Origin of the sequence: Mycobacterium sp. ACS1612 (genome assembly GCF_001667505.1) — a bacterium.
In the GTDB taxonomy this organism is placed as follows: Bacteria; Actinomycetota; Actinomycetes; order Mycobacteriales; family Mycobacteriaceae; genus Mycobacterium.
The window spans coordinates 221,923-247,154 of sequence record NZ_LZHZ01000063.1; the positions used below are offsets into that span (position 1 = coordinate 221,923).

Annotated in this window: 19 protein-coding genes and 1 pseudogene; 12 read left to right on the forward strand and 8 right to left on the reverse strand. The window is 67.3% G+C overall.

Annotation, left to right across the window (positions count from 1 at the left end):
* Positions 1-165 precede the first annotated feature (165 nt).
* The 4 genes from A5724_RS26350 (at position 166) to A5724_RS26365 (ending at position 5,800) form a co-directional block, all read left to right on the forward strand.
* Positions 166-2,001, forward strand: coding sequence for an acyl-CoA dehydrogenase (locus tag A5724_RS26350; RefSeq protein WP_067809212.1), 1,836 nt, complete (start codon positions 166-168; stop codon positions 1,999-2,001).
* A gap of 134 nt (positions 2,002-2,135) precedes the next feature.
* Positions 2,136-3,800: an NHL repeat-containing protein gene (locus A5724_RS26355; protein ID WP_082965285.1), complete on the forward strand. Its 1,665-nt coding sequence runs from the start codon at positions 2,136-2,138 to the stop codon at positions 3,798-3,800.
* A 59-nt stretch (positions 3,801-3,859) separates the two neighbouring features.
* Complete coding sequence (locus tag A5724_RS26360) at positions 3,860-5,125, forward strand: hypothetical protein (protein ID WP_232004986.1); 1,266 nt, start codon at positions 3,860-3,862, stop codon at positions 5,123-5,125.
* Positions 5,126-5,140: 15 nt separating this feature from the next.
* Entirely contained in the window at positions 5,141-5,800 is a 660-nt protein-coding gene (locus A5724_RS26365; RefSeq protein WP_067809540.1) for an esterase, read from the forward strand.
* Between the two features lie 186 nt (positions 5,801-5,986).
* Here the strand turns inward: A5724_RS26365 and A5724_RS26370 are convergent.
* Positions 5,987-6,766: pseudogene (locus tag A5724_RS26370) on the reverse strand (TIGR03564 family F420-dependent LLM class oxidoreductase); the annotation flags it as partial.
* Positions 6,767-6,956: 190 nt separating this feature from the next.
* On the reverse strand, positions 6,957-8,264 hold the full coding sequence (locus tag A5724_RS26375) for an acetyl-CoA C-acetyltransferase (protein WP_369830670.1): 1,308 nt from the start codon (positions 8,262-8,264) through the stop codon (positions 6,957-6,959).
* A gap of 38 nt (positions 8,265-8,302) precedes the next feature.
* On the opposite strand from A5724_RS26375, the gene A5724_RS26380 reads away from it, so the two are divergent.
* Positions 8,303-9,652, forward strand: a complete 1,350-nt coding sequence (locus A5724_RS26380; protein WP_067809218.1) for a 3-oxoacyl-ACP reductase — start codon at positions 8,303-8,305, stop codon at positions 9,650-9,652.
* Position 9,653: 1 nt separating this feature from the next.
* Positions 9,654-10,496: a MaoC/PaaZ C-terminal domain-containing protein gene (locus A5724_RS26385; protein WP_197518787.1), complete on the forward strand. Its 843-nt coding sequence runs from the start codon at positions 9,654-9,656 to the stop codon at positions 10,494-10,496.
* Here A5724_RS26385 and A5724_RS26390 read toward each other — a convergent pair.
* The 5 genes from A5724_RS26390 to A5724_RS26410 form a co-directional block, all read right to left on the reverse strand.
* Complete coding sequence (locus A5724_RS26390) at positions 10,491-11,141, reverse strand: L,D-transpeptidase (protein WP_067809220.1); 651 nt, start codon at positions 11,139-11,141, stop codon at positions 10,491-10,493. The two genes, A5724_RS26385 and A5724_RS26390, sit on opposite strands and share 6 nt — an antisense overlap.
* Entirely contained in the window at positions 11,138-11,296 is a 159-nt protein-coding gene (locus A5724_RS33965; protein WP_156752459.1) for a hypothetical protein, read from the reverse strand. The genes A5724_RS26390 and A5724_RS33965 overlap by 4 nt, the downstream gene beginning before the upstream one ends.
* A gap of 414 nt (positions 11,297-11,710) precedes the next feature.
* Positions 11,711-13,531: an ABC transporter ATP-binding protein gene (locus A5724_RS26400; RefSeq protein ID WP_232004987.1), complete on the reverse strand. Its 1,821-nt coding sequence runs from the start codon at positions 13,529-13,531 to the stop codon at positions 11,711-11,713.
* A 9-nt stretch (positions 13,532-13,540) separates the two neighbouring features.
* The gene (locus tag A5724_RS26405; RefSeq protein ID WP_067809223.1) at positions 13,541-14,164 is read right to left on the reverse strand and encodes a TetR/AcrR family transcriptional regulator; all 624 of its coding nucleotides are present in this window, start codon (positions 14,162-14,164) and stop codon (positions 13,541-13,543) included.
* A gap of 34 nt (positions 14,165-14,198) precedes the next feature.
* Complete coding sequence (locus tag A5724_RS26410) at positions 14,199-15,371, reverse strand: glycoside hydrolase family 3 N-terminal domain-containing protein (protein ID WP_067809225.1); 1,173 nt, start codon at positions 15,369-15,371, stop codon at positions 14,199-14,201.
* A 53-nt stretch (positions 15,372-15,424) separates the two neighbouring features.
* Here A5724_RS26410 and A5724_RS26415 point away from each other — a divergent pair, with 53 nt between their 5' ends.
* From A5724_RS26415 to A5724_RS26440, 6 genes are all read left to right on the forward strand, one after another.
* Positions 15,425-16,252 (forward strand): patatin-like phospholipase family protein, encoded by an 828-nt coding sequence (locus A5724_RS26415; protein ID WP_067809552.1) that lies wholly within the window; start codon positions 15,425-15,427, stop codon positions 16,250-16,252.
* Entirely contained in the window at positions 16,249-17,190 is a 942-nt protein-coding gene (locus tag A5724_RS26420; RefSeq protein WP_067809227.1) for a lysophospholipid acyltransferase family protein, read from the forward strand. Before A5724_RS26415 ends, A5724_RS26420 begins: the two co-directional genes overlap by 4 nt.
* Before the next feature lie 73 nt (positions 17,191-17,263).
* Entirely contained in the window at positions 17,264-17,437 is a 174-nt protein-coding gene (locus A5724_RS26425; protein ID WP_067809229.1) for a DUF2613 domain-containing protein, read from the forward strand.
* On the forward strand, positions 17,438-21,703 hold the full coding sequence (locus A5724_RS26430; RefSeq protein ID WP_082965287.1) for an alpha-(1->3)-arabinofuranosyltransferase: 4,266 nt from the start codon (positions 17,438-17,440) through the stop codon (positions 21,701-21,703).
* Positions 21,655-22,632 carry a phosphotriesterase-related protein gene (locus A5724_RS26435; RefSeq protein ID WP_082965288.1) on the forward strand — a complete coding sequence of 326 codons (978 nt, stop codon included), beginning with the start codon at positions 21,655-21,657 and terminating at the stop codon, positions 22,630-22,632. Before A5724_RS26430 ends, A5724_RS26435 begins: the two co-directional genes overlap by 49 nt.
* The gene (locus A5724_RS26440) at positions 22,632-24,104 is read left to right on the forward strand and encodes an AMP-binding protein (RefSeq protein WP_067809233.1); all 1,473 of its coding nucleotides are present in this window, start codon (positions 22,632-22,634) and stop codon (positions 24,102-24,104) included. The genes A5724_RS26435 and A5724_RS26440 overlap by 1 nt, the downstream gene beginning before the upstream one ends.
* Here A5724_RS26440 and A5724_RS26445 read toward each other — a convergent pair.
* Positions 24,070-25,179, reverse strand: coding sequence for an acyltransferase (locus A5724_RS26445; RefSeq protein WP_156752470.1), 1,110 nt, complete (start codon positions 25,177-25,179; stop codon positions 24,070-24,072). The genes A5724_RS26440 and A5724_RS26445 overlap by 35 nt on opposite strands.
* Between the last annotated feature and the right edge of the window lie 53 nt (positions 25,180-25,232).

Genomic DNA, 25,232 nt, shown 5'->3' on the forward strand with positions numbered 1-25,232 from the left:
CGGTTTTGAGCTCCCGACCAACCACCCGGTTACTTAGGCAGCGGAAATGTCTCCGCAGCGGTTTGAGTTGTAGTTACCGATGGGTATAGTTCGGGCGAGTTACTGGTGGGTAACTTAGTCCAAAGTACCCAACCACATGTGTGGCTAACTCGATGAGGAGGAACCGTGAGCCACTACAAGAGCAATGTCCGCGACCAGGTATTCAACCTGTTCGAGGTGTTCGGCGTGGACAAGGCGTTTGGTGAGGGTGCTTACACCGACCTGGACACCGACACGGCGACCGAGATGCTGGGCGAGATCGCCCGACTGGCCGAGGGCCCGATCGCAGAATCCTTCGCCGACTCCGACCGCAACCCGCCGGTGTTCGACCCCAAGACCCATTCGGTGACGCTGCCGGAGCCGTTCAAGAAGTCCATGCGGGCGCTGTTCGACGGCGGCTGGGACAAGATCGGCCTCGTCGAGGAGCTTGGCGGCATGCCGATGCCCCGCGCACTGCAGTGGGCCCTGATCGAGCATGTGCTCGGCGCCAATCCCGCCGCATACATGTACGCGATGGGTCCCGGTATGGCGCAGATCCTCTACAACCTCGGTACCGAGGAGCAGAAGAAGTGGGCCGTGCTGGCCGCCGAGCGTGGCTGGACCGCCACCATGGTGCTGACCGAGCCCGACGCGGGTTCTGACGTCGGCGCAGGCCGCACCAAGGCCACCCAGCAGCCCGACGGCACCTGGCACATCGACGGTGTGAAGCGCTTCATCACCTCGGGTGACGCCGATGACCTCGGCGAGAACATCATGCACCTGGTGCTGGCCCGCCCCGAGGGCGCGGGCCCGGGCACCAAAGGTCTGTCGCTGTTCTTCGTGCCGAAGTTCCACTTCGACCCCGAGACCGGTGAGCCCGGTGAGCGCAACGGCGTGTTCGTCACCAACGTCGAGCACAAGATGGGCTTGAAGGTTTCGGCCACCTGTGAGCTGTCGCTGGGCCAGCACGGCGTTCCCGCCGTCGGCTGGCTGGTCGGCGAGGTGCACGACGGCATCGCGCAGATGTTCGACGTCATCGAGCAGGCCCGAATGATGGTGGGCACCAAGGCAATTGCTACGCTGTCGACCGGCTACCTGAACGCGCTGGCGTACGCCAAGGAGCGTGTGCAGGGTGCCGACCTGACCCAGATGACCGACAAGACCGCGCCGCGCGTGACCATCACGCACCACCCGGACGTGCGTCGCTCGCTGATGACGCAGAAGGCTTACGCCGAGGGGCTGCGCGCGCTGTACCTGTACACCGCGACGTTCCAGGATTCGGCGGTCGCCAAGGCGCTGCACGATGTGGACGCCGAACTGGCCGTGCGGGTCAACGACCTGATGCTGCCGATCGTCAAGGGTGTCGGTTCCGAGCAGGCTTACGCCAAGTTGACCGAGAGCCTGCAAACCTTCGGCGGGTCCGGCTTCCTGCAGGACTACCCGATCGAGCAGTACATCCGTGACGCCAAGATCGACTCGTTGTACGAGGGCACCACGGCCATCCAGGCGCAGGACTTCTTCTTCCGCAAGATCGTTCGCGACAAGGGTCAGGCGCTGGCCTATGTGGCAGGCCAGGTCGAGTCGTTCGTCAAGAACGAGGCGGGCAACGGCAGGCTCAAGACCGAGCGGGCGCTGCTGGCCACCGCGCTTCAGGATGTTCAGGGCATGGCCGCGTCGCTGACCGGCTACCTGATGGCCGCGCAGGAGAATCCCGCCGAGCTGTACAAGGTGGGCCTCGGTTCGGTGCGCTTCCTGATGAGCGTCGGCGATCTGGTCATCGGCTGGCTGCTGCAGCAGCAGGCGGCGGTGGCCATCGAGGCACTCGACGCCGGGGCCAGCGGCGACGATCGCGCCTTCTACGAAGGCAAGATCGCGGTCGCGTCGTTCTTCGCGAAGAACTTCCTGCCGCTGCTGACCAGCACCCGCAGCATCATCGAGAACCTCGACAACGAGGTGATGGAACTGGACGAGGCGGCGTTCTAAAGCCTTCTGACCGCTTCGTACCCAACAGGCCCCGGTCTCTTCCCGGGGCCTGTTGCGTTGAGTGACCAAGAAATCGCCAAGGTCGCTTTCGCATGCTGATCGCAACAAAGCGTCAGTGATGGAAGGCCCTTGCAATGACCATCGTCTCGCCGCCCTTGGGGCGCGCAAGCCGCGGGATGAAGACCGCGCTGTTGTTCGGTTTACTTGTGATCCTCGTTGGCGCAACAGGCGTCAGCATCAAGGCGATGGTTTCCGACCGCCCGGCGCAAGAATCGGTCGTGTCGTACACCTCTCAGGTGGCACTGCCGTTCACGCACCTCGGTCAGCCGTGGGGGGTGGCCGTCGACGCCGCGGGAAATCTTTACATCGCCGACCATTCCTCCCGCCAGCTGATGAAGCTCGCAGCGGGCGCCGATGCGCCGACTCCGCTTCCTTCGGAAGGCCTTTCTGACCCGACTGGTGTGGCGGTGGACGGCGCAGGCAACGTCTATGTCGCCGACAACGGCAACGACACGGTGTGGAGGCTCGCAGCGGGCGCAGACAAGCTGACTGCGCTGCCGATCGATGGCCTCGAGGACCCCGATGGTGTGGCTGTCGACGCCGAGGCCAACGTGTACGTCACCGACTACAGCAACCGCCGGGTGGTGAAGCTCGCGGCGGGGGCAGCCTCCGCGTCGGTGCTGCCGTTCGGCACGCTGCGCGGTCCGGTGGGCGTGGCGGTGGACAGCGCGAACAACGTTTACGTCACCGACAACCCGGCCGGCCGGGTGCTGAAGCTCGCCGCAGGTACCAACGAGCCGGCCGTGTTGCCCTTCGGCTCGCTGCACCACCCGACCGCCGTCGCGGTGGACGCCCGCGACAACGTCTACGTGCTGCAGATGAACCCCGATCCGGTGCTGAAGCTCGCGGCGGGCGCGACGATCCCCACGCCACTGCCGATCTACGTCGGCAGCAAGGCGGCCGGGTTGGCGGTGGACACTGACGGCACCCTCGTCGTGACCGATTTCGGCGAGCACAAGGTGGTGCGACTGGCACCGGGGGCGCGCACGACCACGACCGTCTCGTTCACCGACCTGGTGTACCCCAACGGCGTGGCGGTCGATGGCGCCGGCACTGTTTACGTCACCGGCCGAGGCGACAACCCGGTCTGGAAACTCGGGGCGGGCGCGGACACGCCGACCCCGCTGCCCTTCAGCGCCAAGACCGATCCCGTCGGCGCCGCAGTCGACCCGGCAGGCAACCTTTACGTCGCAGACTTCGACCACCGTCAGCTGCTGAAGCTGGCATCGGGGGCGCGCGCCCCAGTTCCTTTGCCGCTCAACGGTATCGAATACCCGGCCGCTGTCGCCGCCGACACCGCAGGCAACCTGTACATCACGGATTGGACCGGCAACCGGGTGTGGAAGCTGACTGCCGGTGCAGAAGGCCCGACGATGCTGCCGTTCAGCGACCTCCGCGACCCCCAGGGCGTAGCCGTCGATGCGGCAGGCAACGTCTACGTCGCCGACAGCGGCAACAACCGGGTGCTCCGGATGGCCGCGGGATCGACCACCGCCACCGCGCTGTCATTGACCGACCTGAACAGCCCGACCGGCGTCGCAATCGACGCCGCAGGCGATGTCTATGTCGCTGACCGCGGTAACAACCGGGTAGTGAAGCTCGCGGCGGATTCGGCCATAGTTTCCGCACTGCCGTTCACCGACCTCAACAGTCCTCAAGCGGTGGCGGTCGACACGGCCGGAACCGTCTACGTAACCGACAGCGGCAACGCCCGGATAGTGCAGCTCTCACCGCGGTGATCAGCCATATACCGAATTTGCCAATGACATTTCGTAAAGGAAACAACGTGAAACGATCCATGACTGCGCTCCGACTGTTCGCGGTGGCGGCAGCGATGCTGGCCGGATGCTCGTCGTCGCACGGTTCGCTCACACCGCATCCCGCCTCGAGCACCTTGTCTCCGACGTCGGCCGCAACCGCCCCAGCCGAGCCCGTCGCCGCACCAGGGGTGGAGGCCGAGATCGGCGATGTGCCTTGGTCGAAGGTGGGCGCGGGCTGGACGCTCGCGATGTGGAACCCGGTTACCCCGACCAGGCCCGGTGAAGCACCGGCTCCGAACCAGCCGACGAGGGATGCGGCCACCACAACGCTGTATCTCGTTGACCCACAAGGCAATCGCTATTCGATCACCACCTTCGGCCCTGGCGGTGAACCCGAGTTGATCGACTGGTCCGGCGATGGCAGCCACGCCCTGATCGAAGCGCAGGGATACAGGTCACCGGCGGTGGTCTCGGTCGATCTACACACCGGTGCGCAGACGACGATTCCCGTCAAGGGATACGCCCGGTATGCGCGTTCCGACGCCAAGGCGTTGCTGGTGTCGACCGACAATGGCGTTGACGAACCGGCGATGTTGACGCGCGTCGACCTGTCCGGACACGAGCAGCAGTCGTATCCGGTGGATTCATCGATCGGCGCAGGTCATTTCAACGGTCACTATCTGCAGTCGCCGGATGGGACGCGGCTTGTTCTCGGGACCACGACCATCGGCAGTCGCGGCGCCACGACGTCGGCCAGCGACATGGTCATCATGAACAGCAGCGACGGCAAGCTCATCCGCACGCTGCCCGCACCGATGCCCGACGCCGAATGCGAACCGGTGCGGTGGTGGACTCCGACCGTGATTCTCGCGCATTGCGGAAACAATGCGGGAAAGCAGTTGTGGAAAGTGCCCGTTGACGGCGGGGCTGCGACTGCCCTTACTGCCGTCAACTCGAGCCAGCAGGACGACCCCGGCTTCGGCGGTGACCTCGACGACGGGGTCGCCTTCCAACTGCCCAGTGGGACGTTTCTTCAGTCGCAGGGTGCTTGCGGTTCGATTTTCCTGTCCCGCTTGACACCTGATATGCACACCAGGCGGGTGCACATCCCCGGAGTCTCCGACAGCGTCCAACTGGTAGGCGCAACCGGCGACATGCTGTTGCTGCTGGCGAAGGTGGGTTGTGGTGGCACGACGTCGCTGCTGACCTACGACCCGGCGGCCAACACCTCGACCGTGCTGCTCGGTCCACCGGTCAATGGCGGCGGTGTGAGCAGCGCGCGACTCTACCCCGGTCAGGAGTGACCGACTGTGAAGAGCATGCTGATCACAGCGGCCGCCGTCGTGGCGTTGGTCGCCGGAATGCCCTCGGCCACTGCGCAATCGACGTGTGAGGATCTCGGCGGAACGGTCGGCGCCGACCAGGTGTGCCACGTGCAATCCACCACGACGGCGTATGCGATCGACATCAGTTTTCCGCTGGGCTATCCCGACCAGCAGGCCGTTGCCGATTACCTGGAGCAGGACCGCGTCGATTTCCTGAACTGGGTCACCAGGTTCGGCGGCGACCATCACCAATACGTGCACAACGTCAACGCCAAGACCTACCACTCCCCAGGCACGCGAAGCCTGGTGCTGACGGTTGTCGACGACACCGGCTTAGCCCACGAAGATCACCCTGGTACCACCTATCAGGCGTTCAACTACGACGAGGACGAGCAGGCACCGATCACCATCGACACGCTGTTCAAGCCAGGCACCGACCCGCTGAGGCTGCTCAACTCGATCGTCCAACGCGAGTTGGGCACGCACTCGGATGTCCCCGTGCGCAATGATCTCGATGTCAACACGTACCGGAACTTCGCGATCACCGACGATGCGGTGACCTTCTTCTTCGGCGAAGACGAAGTGGTCGCCGACAACAACGGACCACATCGGATCGCGGTGCCGCGCAGCGAACTGGCGTCGATGCTGGCGTAGCAGGATCGGCTGACCACACCCTGTACACAAAAATAGGGCGGGTTCGGGAGGACATTCGAGGGCGTCTCATTAATTCTCGCGCGTCCGGCCTTCGCCTCTTACCGGCACTTTGGATCGGTCACTCCCGAACCCGTCGTGCGCTCGATCGTACGCTTGTGACTGCGCTCACACCAGAGTCTTTCTGCGCTATTTGTCCTTCGTCCGCAGCAGCGCGCGGGTGCGCGCACGCCCCTCAGCGGAAGGGTCGAACGTGACGCCCGCAAACTCGTCGACACCCGCCGCGGACAGCTCGTCGAGGCGCTGCGCGACGGTGTTCTCGTCGCCGATGATCGCGGCGTCCTCGGGTCCCTGGTAGCCCTCGCGGTCGAGCATCGCCCGGTACGACGGCAGCTGGCCGTAGAGGGCGAACTCCTCGGCCGCCCGCGCCCGCAGACCCTCGACGTCGTCGGTGACGGCCACCGGCAGCGACGCCGCGACCCGCACCGCAGTCTCGGCACGGCCCGCCTCCGCGGCAGCCTGACGAAGCGTCGGACCCACATGTTCGGCGAGCGTCTTGGGTCCGGTCATCCACGTCAGCGTGCCCGCCGTGCGCCGTCCGGCCAGCCCCAGCATCTGCGGACCGAGCGCGGCGATATAGACCTGCGGCGTCGGCGCACCCGGAATCTGCAGCGAGCCCCGCGTCGTCCAGAACTCGCCGGTGGCGTCGGCGGCCTGCCCGGTCAACAGCGGCTGCAGACCGTCGAGGTATTCGCGCATCTGACGCACCGGCTTGTCCCAGGACACGCCCCACATCTGTTCGGTGACCATCCGGTGGCTCATGCCGATGCCCAGCGTGAAGCGCCCGCTCGAGATCACGTTCAGGGTCAGCGCGCGCTGAGCCAGCTGCGTGGGATGCTGCACTTGGATCGGTATGACGCCGGAGCCGACCTCGATGGTGTCCACCTCGCGCAGTGCGACGGCGGCGAGCCGCCGGCGGTGTCTTTGAGTAATCCGACGAGGGTCAGGCTGATCTGCATGATCACCATCGAAGCACTCGGCGGCCAAAATTAAGAGCCCCGTATTACCGTCGGGTCGGGGGGTCAGACGGCAATACGGAGCTACCAGGTCTATCGAGAGCCCCCCCGAGCCCGTTACAACCCGGTGGAAGTTTTTTTGGCTATGCCTCGAGTATTGCGGCGACGCCCTGGCCGCCGGCCGCGCAGATCGAGATGAGACCGCGGACCGGCTGGCCCGTCTCCTTCTTTTTCTCCGCGAGCTGCTTGGCGAGCTGGGCCACGATCCGCCCGCCGGTGGCGGCGAACGGGTGCCCTGCGGCCAGCGACGAGCCGTTGACGTTGAGCCTCGACCGGTCGATCGAGCCGAGCGCCTTGTCCAAGCCGAGCCGTTCCTTGCAATATTCCTCGGACTCCCATGCCTGCAGGTGCGCGAGCACCACCGACGCGAAGGCCTCGTGGATCTCGTAGAAGTCGAAATCGCCGAGGCTCAAGCCGTTTCGGGCCAACAGCCGCGGCACTGCGTAGGTGGGCGCCATCAGCAGACCGTCCTTGCCGTTGACGTAGTCGACCGCTGCGGTCTCGGCGTCGATGTAGTACGCCAGCGGCTCGATGCCGTGCTGTGCGGCCCACTCCGGGGTGGCGAGCAGCGACACCGAGGCACCGTCCGTCAGCGGCGTCGAGTTGCCCGCCGTCATCGTCGCGTCCCCGTTCTTGACGCCGAACACCGGCTTCAGCTTGGCGAGCTTCTCGGCTGACGAGTCCGCCCGCAGGTTGTTGTCCCGGTACACCCCGAGGAACGGGGTGACCAGGTCGTCGAAGAATCCGCGGTCGTAGGCGGCGGCCATGTTGCGGTGGCTCGCGGCGGCCAGCTCGTCCTGCTCGACGCGCTTGATGCCCATCTGCTTGGCCGTGATGGCCTGATGCTCGCCCATCGACAGTCCGGTGCGCGGTTCGCTGTTGACGGGAATCTGGACACCGAGGGACGCCGGTAGTTTGCCGACCAGCTTGAGCCGCTCGAGGTTGGACTTGGAGCGGCGCAGCCCGAGCAGCACACGGCGCAGGTCGTCACCGAAAGCGATGGGTGCGTCCGAGGCGGTGTCCACCCCGCCCGCGGCGGCGACGTCGTAGCGGCCTGCGGCGATGCCATCGGCGGCGGCGATGGTGGCCTGCAGACCCGTGCCGCACGCCTGCTGGATGTCGAAGGCGGGCGTGTACGACGACAGCGAGCTGCCGAGCACGCACTCCCGCATCAGGTTGAAGTCGCGGCTGTGCTTGAGCACCGCACCGCCGATCACTGCGCCCAGCTTCTCGCCGTCGAGGTTGAAGCGGTCGATCAGTCCGCCCAGCGCCGCGGTGAACATGTCCTGGTTGGAGGCGTTGGCATACGCGCCGTCCGACCGTGCAAACGGAATCCTGTTGCCGCCGAGGATGGCGACGCGTCGGTGGGTATCACTAGCCATGAACCCCATACTACGCACTCTTCTTACTCTGGAGTAAGTTCGTCATCATGGCTACCGATCTGTATTCGCAAATCGTTCACTCGGCGCCCGGATCGTTCCTCGCCAAGCAGCTCGGCATCCCGCAGCCGGAGACGCTGCGCCGGTACAAGCCCGGCGACCAGCCGCTGGCGGGCACCCTGCTGATCGGCGGGGAGGGACGCGTCGTCGAGCCCCTGCGTGCCGCGCTGGCCGAGGACTACGACGTGGTGTCGGACAACCTCGGCGGCCGCTGGGCCGACTCGTTCGGCGGGCTGGTGTTCGACGCCACCGGCATCACCGAGCCCGCGGGGCTCAAGGCGTTGTACAAGTTCTTCACGCCGCTGCTGCGCAACCTCGGGGCCTCCGGGCGCATCGTCGTGATCGGCACGACACCCGATGACGTCGGCGGACATGAGCGCGTGGCGCAGCGGGCGCTCGAGGGGTTCACCCGGTCGCTGGCCAAGGAGACGCGGCGCGGCGCCACGGTCAACCTGGTGTACCTGTCGCCGGAGGCCAAGCCCGCGGCGACGGGGCTGGAGTCGACGGTGCGGTTCATCCTGTCCGGCAAGTCGGCCTACGTCGACGGGCAGGTGTTCCGGGTGGGCGCGGCCGACGCGGCGCCGCCCGCCGACTGGGACAAGCCGCTGGACGGCAAGGTGGCGATCGTGACGGGTGCGGCACGGGGCATCGGCGCAACCATCGCGGAGGTGTTCGCGCGCGACGGCGCACGCGTGCTCTGCATCGACGTGGAAAGCGCCGCCGAACCGCTCGGTGTCACCGCGACGAAGGTCGGCGGCACCGCGCTCACCCTGGACGTCACCGCCGACGATGCAGTCGACAAGATCGCTGAGCACCTGCGCGAGAACTACGATGGTCGCGCCGACATCCTGGTCAACAACGCGGGTATCACCCGGGACAAGCTGCTGGCCAACATGGACGAGGCGCGCTGGGATTCCGTGATCGCGGTGAATCTGCTTGCGCCGCTTCGGCTCACCGAGGGCATGGTGGCCAACGGCAGCCTCGCCGAGGGTGGCCGGGTGATCGGGCTGTCGTCGATGGCGGGCATCGCGGGCAACCGCGGACAGACCAACTATGCGGCCACCAAGGCGGGCATGATCGGGCTGACGGACACGCTCTCGGCGGAGTACGCGGACAAGGGAATCACCGTCAACGCGGTGGCGCCCGGTTTCATCGAAACGAAGATGACCGAGGCGATTCCACTGGCCACGCGTGAGGTGGGTCGTCGGCTCAACTCCCTGTACCAGGGCGGGCAACCGGTCGACGTCGCCGAGACCATCGCGTACTTCGCCAGCCCCGCTTCGAACGCCGTCACCGGGAACACTGTCCGGGTGTGCGGCCAGGCGTGGTTGGGGGCGTGACGTGACGCAGCCGTCGGGGTTGATGAATCTGGTGCGTGCCGCGGCGGGCGCACTGCCGTTCGTGCCGCGCGGCGACACACTTCCCGAACGCACGTTGAGTGTCGACGAGCTGAGCATCGATCCGGAAAACGTTGCGGCGTACGCCAACGTGACGGGGTTGCAGTTCGGTGATGCGGTGCCGCTGACCTATCCGTTCGCGTTGACGTTCCCGACCGTGATGGCGCTGGTAACCGGGTTCGACTTCCCGTTCGCCGCAATGGGTTCGGTGCACATCGAGAACCACATCACGCAGTACCGGCCGATCCTGGTGACCGATACCGTGTCGGCGCAGGTGCACGCCGAGAATCTGCGTGAGCACCGGCGCGGGTTGCTGGTGGACATCGTCACGGATGTGAAGGTCGGCAACGAGCAGGCGTGGCATCAGGTGACGACGTTCCTGCATCAGCAGAAGACGAGCCTGTCCGACGAGCCCAAGCCGCCGCCGCAGAAGCAGCCCAAGCCCGGTCCGCCGAACGCGGTGCTGCGCATCGCGCCGGGGCAGATCCGGCACTACGCGTCGGTCGGAGGGGATCACAACCCGATCCACACCAACCCGATCGCCGCGAAGTTGTTCGGGTTCCCGACAGTGATTGCACACGGAATGTTCAGCGCCGCTGCGGTTTTGGCGAATATCGAGGGCCAGCTGCCGGATGCGGTGAAGTATTCGGTGCGGTTCGCCAAGCCGGTGGTGCTGCCCGCGCAGGCCGGTCTGTATGTCGACCGCATCTCCGACGGGTGGCAGTTGACACTGCGCAACCTGAAGAAGGGCGATCCGCACCTGACGGGAACGGTGACGGCGCTATAGCGACGGGCTTCCGACGCCGATGGTGATCACCGGCGACGCCGACGGGTCGAGCCAGTTCAACACGGAGCGCATGTCGTCGCGGCTGATGGCCACGCAACCCCAGGTGGGGCTGCCGTCGGTGACGTGCAAGAAGATTCCGGAGACGCGGCCCGCAATGCGTTGCGGATTCACCGCGATGTTGACCGCGTAGTCGTAGACAGGCCCGGAGTCGTAGAGGTTCTCGGCGATCGACGAGGGACTGCCGGAGCGGCGCACGTGGGTGTTGTAGCTGGGTGATCGGGCGTCCTCGTCCCACCAATCCTGTTCGGTGGCTTGGAAGTAGGGCATCTTCGTGCCCGGGTTGGGTTGTCGGCCGAAGGCCTGATCGAACCTGAACGTCCCGACGGGTGTGCGGTGTACCCCGTCGGCGGGGGCGCCGACACCGAGTTCGCCGACTTTGGCGGGCACCGGGCCCAGCACGACTTTCCACTGCTGGCCGACGCGTTGGTAGGCGGTCAGGGTTCCTGTGGTGGCGTGTGCCGCAGGCACGCCGACGACGATCCACTGGGCGGGTTGGCCAGCGGGATCCGCAGCCGCGGGCGCGGCAAGGGGAAGGGTGAGAATAGTCAGAGCCAGTCCCAGCCACAGTGTCTTGGCGAACCTCACAAGGGCGGCATCTTCGCCGACAACCAGTCGTTGATGGCGTCTTGGCCGATCTGGTGAGCTTGCACGGCTTGTGATGCCGACCTCGGCTGCCCGGTGCTGTCGAAGTGCGACTGCAATACGCTGAGGATCGCGCTGTACAGGTCCTTGTCGGTCACTGCTTCCTCTCGTCCGCCATGGAGCTTCCGTCGCATTCTTGCGATGCGACGTGTCGCTGAAGGCAAGCTCCGATAACGATTCGACGGCGAGGAAAAGCACTTGTCATTTTGCCCACGTAGCGAGCGACAACACGCCGTGTCGATCAGTTGTCGCTCAGTACGCGGGCAATTTCGCCGGCCTACCCTCGGGCCGTGTCGGCCGCGAACGCATCCGCGGCCGCCCGTCGTGTTCACCACCTCGACCGCGAACACCGGAACCTGTTGCATTCCTTCCGTACTGACCACCAGCACCCCTCGGCGCCACGCGTGACCGCCAACAATCCCGCCGCCGTACCCGCGGCCGTACCCGCCGCCGTCATCCGCATCTGTTCGACCAACGCGCTCCCATACAGACGACCGATGTGATGATGACGTTCATCGGTACACCAGATCCGGGTCGACGTTCTGCGCCTCGTACAAGCGCTTGTACAGCCCGCCCGCCGCCATCAGCGTGCGGTGATCGCCCACCTGCGCGATGCGCCCGTTCTCGAGCACCAGAATCCGATCCGCCACGGCGGCAATGAAATCCATGTCATGGCTGATCACCACACACGTCCGGTCGCGGGCATAGTCACGAATCACGCTGGTCAGCCTGGCTCGTTGGTCAGCGTCGAGATTCTCCGTCGGCTCGTCCAGCAGCAACACCTCGGGTTTACGTAACAGGCAGCGCGCCAACGCGATCAGGCGCTTCTGCCCGCCGGACGGCACCTGCACATCCATCACCGTGTCATAGCCGTCGCGCATCTTCATCGGATCGGTGATGACCTCGTGCACATGCGCCTGCCTGCAAGCCTCCTCGACATCGGCGTCGGTCGCGTCCGGGCGTGCCAGTCGAATGTTCTCCCGGATCGTGTCTTTGGTGAAGAACGGGAACTGCGCGAGCTTGGACACCTGGCCGCGCAACGACGCGATGGTGACACCTGTGACGTCGTGTCCGTCGAGCAATATCCGTCCGCCCTGCGGCTCCAGGAATCGCAGCAGCAGGTTGAACACCGTCGACTTGCCCGACCCGATGCCACCCACGAGCGCCACCGTCTCACCCTCGCTGATCGAGAACGACAACCCGTCCAGCACGGCATGTTCCGGGCTGTAGCCGAACGTCACGTCCTCGAACACGACGTTGCCGTGTACCTCACCGATCGGGGTGGCGCCGGCACGATCCGAAACCGTCGGGCGGGTGTCGAGCAACTCGTACGTCGACCTCGCGCTCGGCAGCACCGACTGGTAGGTGGTGTAGGCGCCCATCACCCGTTGCGCGGCAAAGAACATCGTCGGGACCATCCCCGCGAACACCATCAGGCCCGCGAACGTCAAACCGAAGCTCGCACTGAAGCCCACGCCGACAACCAACACCACCACCGTGCTGAGGGCGACGAAAACCTGAGACCCGTTGGCGGTGGCCTGCATCCAGACCACACTCGACGCGTCGCTCTTCGCCGCCGCCTCCGACGCCTGGCGAAATCGCCTGCTGCGGATCGGCTCCGCATTGAACGTCTGGATCTCGGCGATCCCGTTCACCGTCTGCTCGAGCTCTGCAGACATCAACCGATCCGCGTTGATCACCCGCTGTACCGCGGCCTGCACATGGCGGCCCGCGAACCTCAGCGTCACCAACGCCAACGGCGTGAGCGCCAGCGCGGCGATCGTCATCTGCCACGAGATGGCCAGCAGATAAGCCACTGCCACCGCAAGCACCAGCGCATCGATCAGGGGAGCCAGCAGGCAGTCCATCAAAAGCCGTTGCACGCCAGCCGATTCCACCGTCACGCGGGGTATCAGCGCACCGCTGCTTGACCCGGCGAAGAAGTCCAGCGACAGCGTCTGGATGTGGTCGTGCACCCGCTGCCTAATGTCGGTGACGAGTATCCGCTGTGCCTTCACCCGCACCGCCGCGTTCACCAGATACATGAACTGGGTGAGCAGCAGCGACGCGCCCCATGTCGCGAGCAGTACCGCGAACGGCACCGGACCCGCCAGCGACGCCAGCAGGCCGTCCTCGCGGGCGACCAGCGGACCCCGCAAATCCCATACGCCGCTGAGGTTTCCGCTGGCGCCCGCGTCGGCGACGACCTGCATCATGGGCCCGAATGCAGCGGCAGTGACGTAGGGCAGCGCCGAGGCGATCACCCCGAGCACCAGCAGGGCCACGATCAGCCCACGCACCGACCGCAACAGGCCCAGGCTGCGCCACACCACTCGGCGAGCCTAGTTTGACGCCACCGCCTGCGTGTCCTTATCGGACGGCGTGCCTTTCAGGCCACGCCAGAACAGGTTGATCATCAACTCGGCGGCCTCGTTCACGTCGGCGTCCCCGGTGCTGACCCTGGTGGCCACCGCCTCACCGGCACCCACCAACGCGACGGCCATCATGTCGAAATCGGTGTCCGGTTCCGGATGGCGGGTGCCCGACCGCAGCAGCCTGCCGACCAGATCGATGATGCGTTCGCGACCCTCGCGTACGGTGTGGGCGAACGCCTGCGAGCTGGTGGCCTGGTTGTAGAGCACCATCCAGGACGCCCGGTTCGAGTCGATGTATGTCAGGAACGCGAGAACAGCGTTGCGCAGCAGGTCCTTTGGACTCTGCGAGAAGTCGATCTTGCTTCGCACGTCTTCGACGAACCGCGTCAACTCGCGGTCAAGGCATGCGCCGAACAGTTCTTCCTTCGAGCCGTAATACAGATACAGCATCGGTTTGGAGATCTCGGCCTCGGCGGCGATCGCGTCCATCGACGTCTCGTGATAGCCGTTGACAGAGAAGATCTGCACCGCGGCGTCGAGCATCTGCTGTTCGCGCACGGCGCGCGGCAAACGCTTGGTGCCTCCGGCCATTACTCAAGAGTAAGCAATAGCCGACGATTCAGCGTCAACAGCGCGCATTGGGGCCCTTCAGCGCCGCCATCCGCAGCACCGACGCATCCACCTGCGCCTGCGTCAACTCACCCGCGGACAGCGCCTTCTCCAACCGGTCCAGCACCGCGGGGACTTCGTCGGTGGTCACCCACAGCGCAACATCGGCACCGGCCTGCAACCCACGCAGGGCCGCTTCAGCAACGCCCATCCGGTCGCTGATCGCCTGCATGCTCGACAGGTCGTCGGTGAACACCGGGCCGCCGAACGGCGGGCCGCCGTAGTCGCCCGACCGCAGCAGCGCGTACGCTGCCGGGCTCAGGCTGGCCGGGTCGCTGCCGGTGAGGCCGGGCACCTCGATGTGGCCGACCATCACGCCGACGGGGCCCTGCGTGGTCAGCGTGCGATACGGAATCAAGTCGTTGGCCTGCAGGTCCGCCAGCGGCGGGGTCGTCACGCTGCCCGTGTGGGTGTCCCCGGACCCGTGGCCGTGGCCGGGAAAGTGCTTGAGCACCGGCAGCAGCCCGGCGTCGCGCAGGCCGCGTGCATACGCGCCCGCGTAGTCGGTCACGGTGGTGGGGTCGGCACCGAACGAGCGGTCGCCGATCACGGTGTCGTCGGGGGCGTTCGTGACGTCGGCGACCGGCGCGAAATCGATGGTGATGCCCAGCTTGCGCATCGCCTGGCCGCGCTCGAGGGCGATCTTGTACACCTCGTCGGGGGTGTGGCTGGCTGCCAGCACCCGGGCCGACGGCTGGGCGCCGATCAGCGATGAGAGCCGGGACACCCGGCCGCCCTCCTCGTCGACGCTGACGGCGAGCGGCAGCGGACCAGTCTCGGTGATGCTGGGCAGCGTTCCGTCGGACAACATCGACAGGTCGGTCCAGCTGCCGATGAAAACGCCGCCGACGTGATGGTTCTCCACCACCGCGCGTGCGTCCGCGGCGCCGGTGACGCCGACCATCAGCAGCTGTGCGAGCTTGTCGCGGTTGGTCATGCTGGCCAGCAGCGCGGCCCCGTCGCCGCAGGCCGGCGGCACAGGTTCGGCGGCGGGTGCGGGCGCGCCGGTCGCGGCCATGGTCGGAGCGGACGTCGGCGACGGTTTGACCGGCTGCTGCGCGGGCGTCGAGCAGGCCGCCACCACCAGGGACAGCGCCGCCAGGACCAAATGTCGACGAGGCAAGGCCATGCCGCCATGCTGTCATGCGCGGCAAGCGGCTGCGTGGTGGGTATTCCTGCGACATGTCAGGCCACGCGTTCGTGCTGGGCGGCGGCGGTCTACTCGGCGCCGCCGAAGCAGGCATGGCCAGTGCGCTGCTGGATGCGGGTGTGCGACCCGACGTGGTGTGCGGCACCTCGGTAGGGGCGATCAACGGTGCGGCCCTCGCCGCGGATCCGACGCCAGCCGGTGCGCGGCAGTTGATGACGTTCTGGGAGGCGCTGCCCGACGAGGGTGCCCTCGACGGGTCGGTGCTGCGGCGGGCCGCCGAGGTGGTGCGCCGCAGGACGTCCCTGCACGGCAACGGTGAACTTCGCCGGCTGTTGCACGAATACCTGCCTGCCCGAACGTTCGAAGAGCTCGCCGTGCCGTTCGAATGCGTCGCCGCCAGCATCGAGCAGGCCCGCGAACACTGGTTCAACAGCGGCGACCTGATCGAACCGGTGTTGGCCTCGTGCGCGCTGCCAGGCGTTTTTCCGCCCGTGCGGATAGGCGACCAGCACTACTTCGATGGCGGCCTGGTCAACAGCATTCCGCTGAATCGGGCGGTGCAACACGGCGCGGACACGATCTGGGTGTTGCACGTCGGCCGGCTCGAAGAGGACCTCGCGCCGCCGCGGTTCCTGTGGGAGGTCGGCTTCACCGCGTTTGAGATCTCCCGCAGGCACCGGTTCCACAGCGATCTCGAGCGGGTGGGGCCCGGCGTCACCGTCCACGTTCTGCCGAGCGGGTTGCCGCAGCGCCAAGCCGCGACTTGGTCGAACCTGCGCTACCGCGATACCCGGCGCATCGCACGGCGGGCCCAGCTGGCCTACCAAGCGACCAAGGACTATCTGGAGGCGTTGCGATGAAGTGGCTGCGCAGGGCGATCACCGTGCCGCTGGCGACCGTCATGATGATCGGCATCCTCGCGGTGTGGCCGCTGCTGCTGATCATCGGGGGCGTCGCCGGACTGATCGCCAGATCGAGTCTTTCGGTGCGGACGTTGGGCGTGCTGATGGCGTACGCGCTGCTCGAGCTTCGGGCGCTGTGGCAGCTGTTACGCGGCGGCCTCGACTGCGACGATTTCATGCGCGACGTGCTAGACCGGGCTTACACCGTCGGACGCCGAACCCTCCATCTCGACGTGCAACTCGACGACGCCTCGCTCACGCCGGGACAACTGCCGCGCGACCAACCGGTGATCGTGCTGTCGCGGCATTGCGGCCCGGGCGACACTCTGTTGGTGGCCTGGCTGCTCGCCATCCATTACGGGCTGCGGCTGCGGATTGTGCTCAAGGCGCTGCTGCGGTGCGAACCCGTTCTCGATCTCGCCGACGATCTGGGTTGCCTGTGCTTCCTGAAACATCGGGGCAGCAAGGCGCGCAGGCAGATTCGCGATCTCACCGCGTCGCTGGTAGGCGGGCAGGCGCTGCTGCTGTTCCCTGAAGGCGGGAACTTCACCTGGGTCCGGTGGCGCGAGGCGATCGTGCGGCTTCGCTCGACCGGCCGGTTGCGCGAAGCACGGCGGGCCTGGCGTCAGACGTACACGCTGCCCCCGCGCACCGGCGGCACTGCTGCGGCGCTGTCGGGCGCGCCTCACGCCAACGTCGTGGTGCTCACGCACACCGGTTTCTCGCCGGACGGTCGCGCCCGTGCGTGGTGGCGGCTGCCGATGGACCGGCGGCTGCTGGTCCGCACCGTGCTGGTGCCCGCCGAGGACCTGCCCGCACCCGATCAACTGGGTCCCTGGCTCGAGCGGACGTGGACCGGGGTCGACGCGTGGGTGGCCAAACACGTCAGCCGTTAGAAGCAGGTGGGGGGTGCGCCAGCAGGCTCGTTGGCTGGCAGGCACGCAAAACAATGTCTGCTAGTTTGGCCGCATGGATCGGTTCATCGTTCCCGCCGCAGCCAGCGTCGTTGTGGGTCTGCTGCTGGGAGCGGCCGCCATTTTCGGGGTGACCCTGATGGTGCAGCAGGACACCAAGCCGCCGCTGCAGCCCGGCGATCCCGCGTCGTCGGTGCTCAACAGGGTTGAGTACGGCGACAGGACTTAGATGACCGCGCCGCTCTCGCGGCGCTGGCTGTCGGTAGTCGCGGGTGCGGCGCTGATCCTGACGTTCGCCCAGTCGCCGGGAAAGATCTCGCCCGACACCAAACTCGACCTGACCGCGAATCCGCTGCGGTTTCTCGCCAGGGCGTTCAATCTGTGGAACAGCGAGTTACCGTTCGGGCAGGCGCAGAACCAGGCATACGGCTATCTGTTTCCGCACGGTGCGTTCTTCCTGGCGGGCGATGTGCTCGGCCTGCCCGGTTGGGTGACCCAGCGACTGTGGTGGGCGCTGCTGTTGACCGTCGGATTCTGGGGGCTGCTGCGCGTCGCCGAGGCGCTCGGCATCGGCAGCCCGACGTCGCGCCTGATCGCCGCGACCGCATTCGCGTTGTCCCCCCGGGTGCTGACCACATTGGGCGCGATCTCGTCGGAGACGTTGCCGATGATGCTGGCGCCGTGGGTTCTGCTGCCCGTCATCCTCGCTTTGCGAGGGCAGTCCTCCGTGCGGGTGCTGGCCGCGCGGTCCGCGATGGCCATCGCCCTGATGGGTGCGGTCAATGCGGTCGCGACTCTGACGGCCTGCCTGGCGGCCGCGATCTGGCTGGCCTGTCACCGGCCGAACCGGTTGTGGTGGCGCTTCACCGCCTGGTGGGCGGTCTGCATCGTGCTGGCCGTGTTGTGGTGGGTGATCGCGCTCGTCATGTTGGGCCGGATCAGCCCGCCGTTCCTCGATTTCATCGAGTCCTCTGGCGTCACCACGCAGTGGATGTCGCTGACCGAGATGCTGCGCGGCACGGACGCGTGGACACCGTACGTCGCGCCGAACGCGACGGCAGGCGCGTCGCTGGTGACGGGGTCGGTCGCGGTATTGGCGACGACGTTGGTGGCGGCCGCGGGCATGGCAGGCCTCGCGATGCGCACGATGCCTGCGCGCGGCCGACTCATCGTCATCATGCTCACCGGTGTCGTGCTGCTGGCGCTCGGCTACTCGGGTGGACTGGGATCGCCTGTCGCCCAGCAGGTTCAGATGTTCCTGGACGCCGACGGCACCCCGCTGCGCAACATCCACAAACTCGAGCCGTTGCTGCGACTGCCGCTGGCGCTCGGCCTCGCCCATCTGCTCGGCCGAATCACCTTGCCGGGCAGCGCACCTCGCAGGCAATGGCTGTACGCAATCGCGCACCCCGAACGCGACAAGCGGGTCGCGGTCGGCGTGGTGGTGCTCGTGGCGCTGGCGGCCGGGACGTCGCTGGCGTGGACTGGCAGGCTCACCCCATCCGGCGCGTTCGACGCGATCCCGCAGTACTGGCACCAGACCGCCGACTGGCTCGACGAACACAACACCGATCGGGGTCGCGTGCTGGTGGCGCCCGGCGCCCCGTTCGCGACCCAGGTGTGGGGCAACAGCCACGACGAACCTTTGCAGGTGCTCGGTAGCAGCCCGTGGGGGGTGCGCGACTCGATTCCGCTGACGCCACCGGAGACCATCCGCGCGCTCGACTCGGTGCAGCGGCTGTTCGCCGCGGGCAGGCCCTCCGCCGGCCTGGCGGATACGCTTGCGCAACAAGGCATTTTATATGTGGTGGTGCGCAACGACCTCGATCCGGAGGCGTCGCGGTCGGCGCGGCCGATACTCGTGCACCGGGCCATCGAAGGATCGCCGGGCCTGACGAAGGTGGCTCAGTTCGGTGAGCCCGTCGGCCCCGGCACGCTGGCGGGCTTCATCACCGACAGTGGTCTGCGGCCGCGGTACCCCGCGGTGGAGATCTACCGCGTCGACGGGTCGCCGGGCATGCATCCCTACCTCGTCGACACCGACTCGATGGCCCGCGTCGACGGCGGACCCGAGGCGCTGCTGCGACTCAACGAGCGCCGCAGGCTGTTGGGGCAGACACCGCTGGGACCGATGCTGCTGACAGGTGACGCGAAACGCGCCGGGTTGCCTGCGCCCGTGGTGACCGTGACCGACACCCCGTTGGCCCGCGAAACCGACTACGGCCGGGTCGACGACCATACGTCGGCGATCCGCACCTCCGACGATCCGCGGCACACGTTCAACCGCGTCCCCGACTATCCGGCCGTCGGCGCCGAAACCGTTTACGGGCAATGGAAAGGCGGTCGCATCTCGGTGTCGAGTTCGGCGGCTGATTCGACGGCGCTGCCCAATGTGGCCGCCGCGACCGGGCCCGCGGCAGCCATCGACGCCGACCCCTCGACCAGTTGGGTGTCCAACGCGTTGCAGGCGGCCGTCGGCCAGTGGCTGCAGGTCGACTTCGACCATCCGGTCACCAATGCGACCATCACCGTCACGCCGAGCGCCACCGCCGTCGGGGCACAGGTGCGACGCATCGAGGTGTCAACCGCGAACGGCACCAGCACGTTGCGCTTCGATCAGGCAGGCAAACCGCTGACCATCGCGCTGCCCTACGGCGAGACGCCGTGGGTGCGGCTGACCGCAGCGGCCACCGACGACGGTTCCGCGGGGGTACAGTTCGGCATCACCGACCTCACCGTCACCCAGTACGACGCCAACGGATTCGCCCACCCGGTCAACCTGCGCCACACCGTGGTGGTGCCCCCGCCCCCGTCGAATTCCGCTGTGGCGCAATGGGATTTGGGGTCGGAACTGCTGGGCAGGCCCGGCTGCGCGCAGGGCCCCACCGGCACCCGATGCGCCGCCTCGATGTCACTCTCACCGGAGGAACCGGTCAACCTGAGCCGGACGCTGCACGTACCGGCGCCGACCGCGGTCACGCCGACGGTGTGGGTGCGCGCCCGCCAGGGCCCCCAACTCGCCGACCTGATCAGTCAGCCCGGCGCGGCACGCGCGCTCGGCGACGCCGACCCGATCGATGTGCTCGGCTCGGCCTACGCCGCCGCCGACGGCGATCCCGGCACCGCGTGGACCGCGCCGCAGAGCGTCGTGCAGCGCAAGACGCCGCCGACCCTGACGCTCAAGTTGCCCACCCGCACCCAGGTGGCCGGACTGCGGATCACGCCGAGTTCGGCTGTGCTGCCTGCCCATCCGACGCTGGTGGCGATCGACCTCGGCGACGGCCCCGAAGTGCGGGCGCTGTCGGCGGGCGGCGGGACACAGAAGGTCAGTCTGCAGCCGGTGGTCACCGACACCGTCAAGGTGTCCCTGCTGAATTGGAACGACGTCATCGACCGCACGGCGCTGGGCTTCGACCAACTCAAGCCGCCGGGCCTTGCCGAGGCGACGGCGCTGGACACCAGGGGCATGCCGATCGCCGCCGCCGACGCCGCGCGTAACCGGGCGCGGACCATCGATTTGCCGTGCGGCAAAGGGCCGATCATCGGCGTTGCCGGGCAGTTCGTCCAGACCTCCGTCAGCACCACCGTCGGCGCACTGCTCGACGGCGAACCAGTGGCTGCCACACCCTGCCGGTCCGAGGCCATCACATTGCCCGAGGGCGAGCAGGAACTGGTGGTCAGCCCCGGCGCCGCGTTCGTGGTGGACGGCGTCCAGTTGGCGGGCCCGCTGGTCGGCCAACTGCATTCCGCCGCAACGACTCCCGCGACCACCCGCGACTGGACCGCTGACCATCGCACGGTGGACGTGACGGGTTCCGCGTCGTCGCGGATCCTGGTCGTGCCGGAAAGCCTCAATCCGGGGTGGACCGCGCACACCGCGTCCGGCAGCACGCTGACCCCGGTGACAGTCAATGGATGGCAACAGGGTTGGGTGCTGCCGCCGGGCACCACCGGACCCGTCACGCTCACCTTCGCTTCGAACACCACCTACCGCGCGGGTCTGATCGGCGGGTTGGCGCTGCTGCCGTTGCTTGCCCTGCTGGCGTTCCTCCCCGCGCGCAGACCCAAGCCCGACGCCCCGCCCGCCCGGCCGTGGCGACCGGGTCCGACGACGACCGCCGTCGCGGCGGTGGCGGTCACGGCGGCGATCTCGGGAATTGTCGGCGCCGTGATGGGCGGTGCGGCGCTCGGTCTGCGCCGTCTCGTGCGGCGGCGCGAAAAGCTGTGCGAGGCAATCACAATCGGCGTCACCGCCGGTGGCTTGATCCTGGCGGGCGCTGTGCTCAGCCAGAACCCGTGGCGGTCCGTCGACGGCTACGTCGGCCACTCGTGGGGCGTCCAGCTGCTGGCGCTGGCCTCGGTGGCGATGCTGGCCGCGTCGACGGTCGCCACTCGCGGTACCGGAAAGCCGCCCGACTCTCAGACGGGCGACCTAGCATCGGACCGGTGGCCAACCTCAACACCGCACGGGGAGCAATCGATACCGCAGATCTAGGCGTCACGCTGATGCACGAACACGTGTTCATCATGACCACTGAGATCCTGCAGAACTATCCGGAGGCGTGGGGCGACGAGTCCAAACGCATCGACGACGCGGTCGCCCGCCTGAACGAACTGAAGTCCCGCGGCGTCGACACCATCGTCGATCTCACGGTGGTCGGCCTCGGGCGGTACATCCCGAGGATCGCCCGCGTTGCCGCGCAGACCGACCTCAACATCGTCGTCGCGACCGGCCTGTACACCTACAACGACGTGCCGTTCTACTTCCACTACACGGGGCCCGGCACCGTCCTGGACGGCCCCGAGACCATGACCGACATGTTCGTCCGCGACATCGAGCAGGGCGTCGCCGACACCGGTATCAAGGCGGCGATCCTGAAGTGCGCGACCGACGAACCCGGTGTCACACCCGGCGTCGAGCGGGTGTTGCGCGCCGTCGCTCAGGCGCACCGCCGCACCGGTGTGCCGATCTCCACCCACACCCATGCGGCCACCCGGCGGGGACTCGAACAGCAGCGCATCTTCGCCGAAGAAGGCGTCGATCTGTCCCGCGTGGTGATCGGCCACTCCGGGGACACCACCGATCTCGATTACCTCGAGGAGCTGATCGCCGCCGGCTCCTACATCGGCATGGACAGATTCGGCGTCGACGTCTACCTGCCGTTCGAGGACCGGGTCGCCACCGTCGCCAAGATGTGCGAGCGCGGACACGCCGACAAGATGGTGCTGTCCCACGACGCGTCGTGCTACTTCGACGCGCTGCCGGAGGAGACGCTGCCGATCGCGCTGCCCAATTGGCACTACCTGCACATCCACAACGATGTCATCCCGGCACTGAAGCAACGTGGCGTCACCGACGAACAGCTCACCGCGATGCTCGTCGACAACCCGCGCAAGATCTTCGAGGCGCAGGGCGGGTACTGATGACCGCACCCATCGCGCCGATCGGCGCCGAGTTCTCCCGACTGGCCGCGCTTGCGCCCTACGAACCGGCCGTCACCGCCGGCGGCCGCACCCTCACCAGGGGCGAACTCGACAAGGCGACCAATCGGCTGGCACGGGCCTACGCCGAACTCGGTGTGCGCCAAGGCGATTACGTGACGATCGTGCTGCCCAACTCGATCGAGTGGATCCAGGCCGCGCTGGCCGCGTGGAAACTCGGCGCGGTGCCCCAGCCGCTGTCGGCGCGGTTGCCCGACGCCGAACTCGAAGGTCTGCTCGACCTGAAGCCGCGGGCACTGATCGTGGGCCGCGACGATCCGCGCGGCGTGATTCCCAGCGTGCCCGGTGATTTCACCGGCGACCCCGACCTGTCCGACGCGCCGCTGCCCGAGGCGGTGTCGCCAGCGTGGAAGGCGCTGGGCTCCGGTGGCAGCACCGGCAGGCCCAAACTCATCGAGGCGGGCGGCGACAGCCGATTCCCCGGGGCGCTCGCCGGTTACGGGATGGGCGCCGCCGAGGGCGACACCCAGTTGATCGCGGTGCCGTTGAGCCACAACACCGGCATGACCACCGCGTCCATCGGCCTGCTGATGCGGCACCATCTGGTGCTGATGCCGCGGTTCGACGCCGCGGAGTTTCTTCGGTTGATCGCCGAACACCGGGTCAGCTTCATGGTGGTGGTGCCGACGATCATGCAGCGACTCCTCGCGGTGTACCGGGCCGACCCCGACGCGTACGACCTGTCGTCAGTGCGGCGCCTGTGGCACGTCGGTGCGGCGTGTCCGCCCGCCGTCAAGGAGGCGTGGATCGACATCCTCGGGCCCGAGGCGGTGTGGGAGTTGTACGGCGGCACCGAACTCCAGGCCTTGACGTTCATCAGCGGGACTCAGTGGCTGGAGCACCGCGGTTCGGTCGGCGTCGTGGTCGCGGGCGAGATGAAGGTGCTCGACGATGACGGCAACGAGTGCCCGCCAGGTGTGGTCGGTGAAATCTACATGCGGCCCGCACCGGGCAGCGCGCCGACGTACCGCTATGTCGGGGCCACCGCGAGGAGTCGAGAGGGGTGGGATTCGCTCGGCGATCTCGGTTATTTCGACGCCGACGGTTTCTTGTATCTGAACGACCGTCGGGTGGACATGTTCACCGTCGGCGGCCGCAACGTCTACCCGGCCGAGATCGAGTCGGCGCTGTCAGCGCACCCGAAGATATTGTCCTGCTTGGTCGTTGGTGTGCCTCACGAGGATCTCGGCCAGGTGCCGTACGCGATCGTGGAAGCCGACGGGCTCGACGAAACCGATGTGATCGGTTTCCTGTCCGAGCGGATCGCCTCCTACAAGGTGCCGACCGCGGTCGAGTTCAGCGACACCCCGTTGCGCGACGACGCGGGCAAGGCGCGCAGGTCCGCCGTGCGGGATCAAATCATCGCGCGACGGCAGGTTCAGGCGCGTCGGTGACCGAACTGTCAAGCGGCGCTGGGTCGTTGCGCCGCTCCCACCGCCGCAACGCGTTACGGCACGGCGATTCGATCAGCGCGTAGCTGACCGCCGCGATGGCGAAGCCGAACACCACGGTGAGCACCAGCACCACCGGCATGTGCCCGTTGAACGCGAACTCACCGATGATGGGGAACACCATCCACAGCGCCGCGAGGTGCCAGACGAACAACCCGTACGACCACCGGCCCAGCGTCACCATCGTGGTGTTGCCGAGCAGACGGTGGCCGGTGTCGGGCGGGTCCAGCACCAGCGGGGCGATCAGGGCCGCCGCGAGCACCGCACCCGTCGCGGTCTTCACGATGAACTGGCTCACGGTGCCGGGTGTCAGCCCTTCGGGGCCGGCGACGGGTGAGGCCGCGATCAGAAACGCTGCCACGGCGACGGCCGCCATCAGGACCCGCCGCCGCGCCAACCGGTGCGGCCACCCGACCTCGGTGACGGTCAACTCCGCCAGCAGCATGCCCGCGGCGAACCACGAGAAGAAGGCGGGCGGCCAGTTCAACGGGTTGACCCCGATCGGCGTGTGGATCGGCAGCAGCGCCCAGCCGAGGCTGGCGGCGGCCACGGCCGCGATCACAGGGATTCTGGCGCGCACCGGCAGTCGGCGCGCCAGCAGCGCCAAGAACGGCAACGCCAGGTAGAAGGCGACCTCCACGGACAGGCTCCACATCTGGGTCAGCCCGGCGGTCAGCGTCAGCGGTACGTAAATCTGAGTCAGCGACAGATTCGCCAACCACACCGTCAGGTCGGCCTTGGCGTCCGGCAGCAGCGTGAGAATCACCACGACCGCGACCAGGTAGCCCGGCATGATGCGGATCAGCCGGGACCGCAGGTAGTGCCCCGTCGGAGGCCGCGACCGCAACCCACGGGCGGCGGCGGCGTGACCGCGCCACAACAAGAAGCCCGATAACGCGAAGAAGACGGCGACGGCCAGGTCGAACCGGCCGAACAGCCTGCCGGTGACCCCGCCGCTGTGACCGGTCTGAAACGCGACGTGAGTGATGACGACGCCCACCGCGGCGCATGCGCGCATGCCTTCGAGTGCGGGCAGGAAACCACGCGTCCCGCCGACCGCAGGGGCTTGCG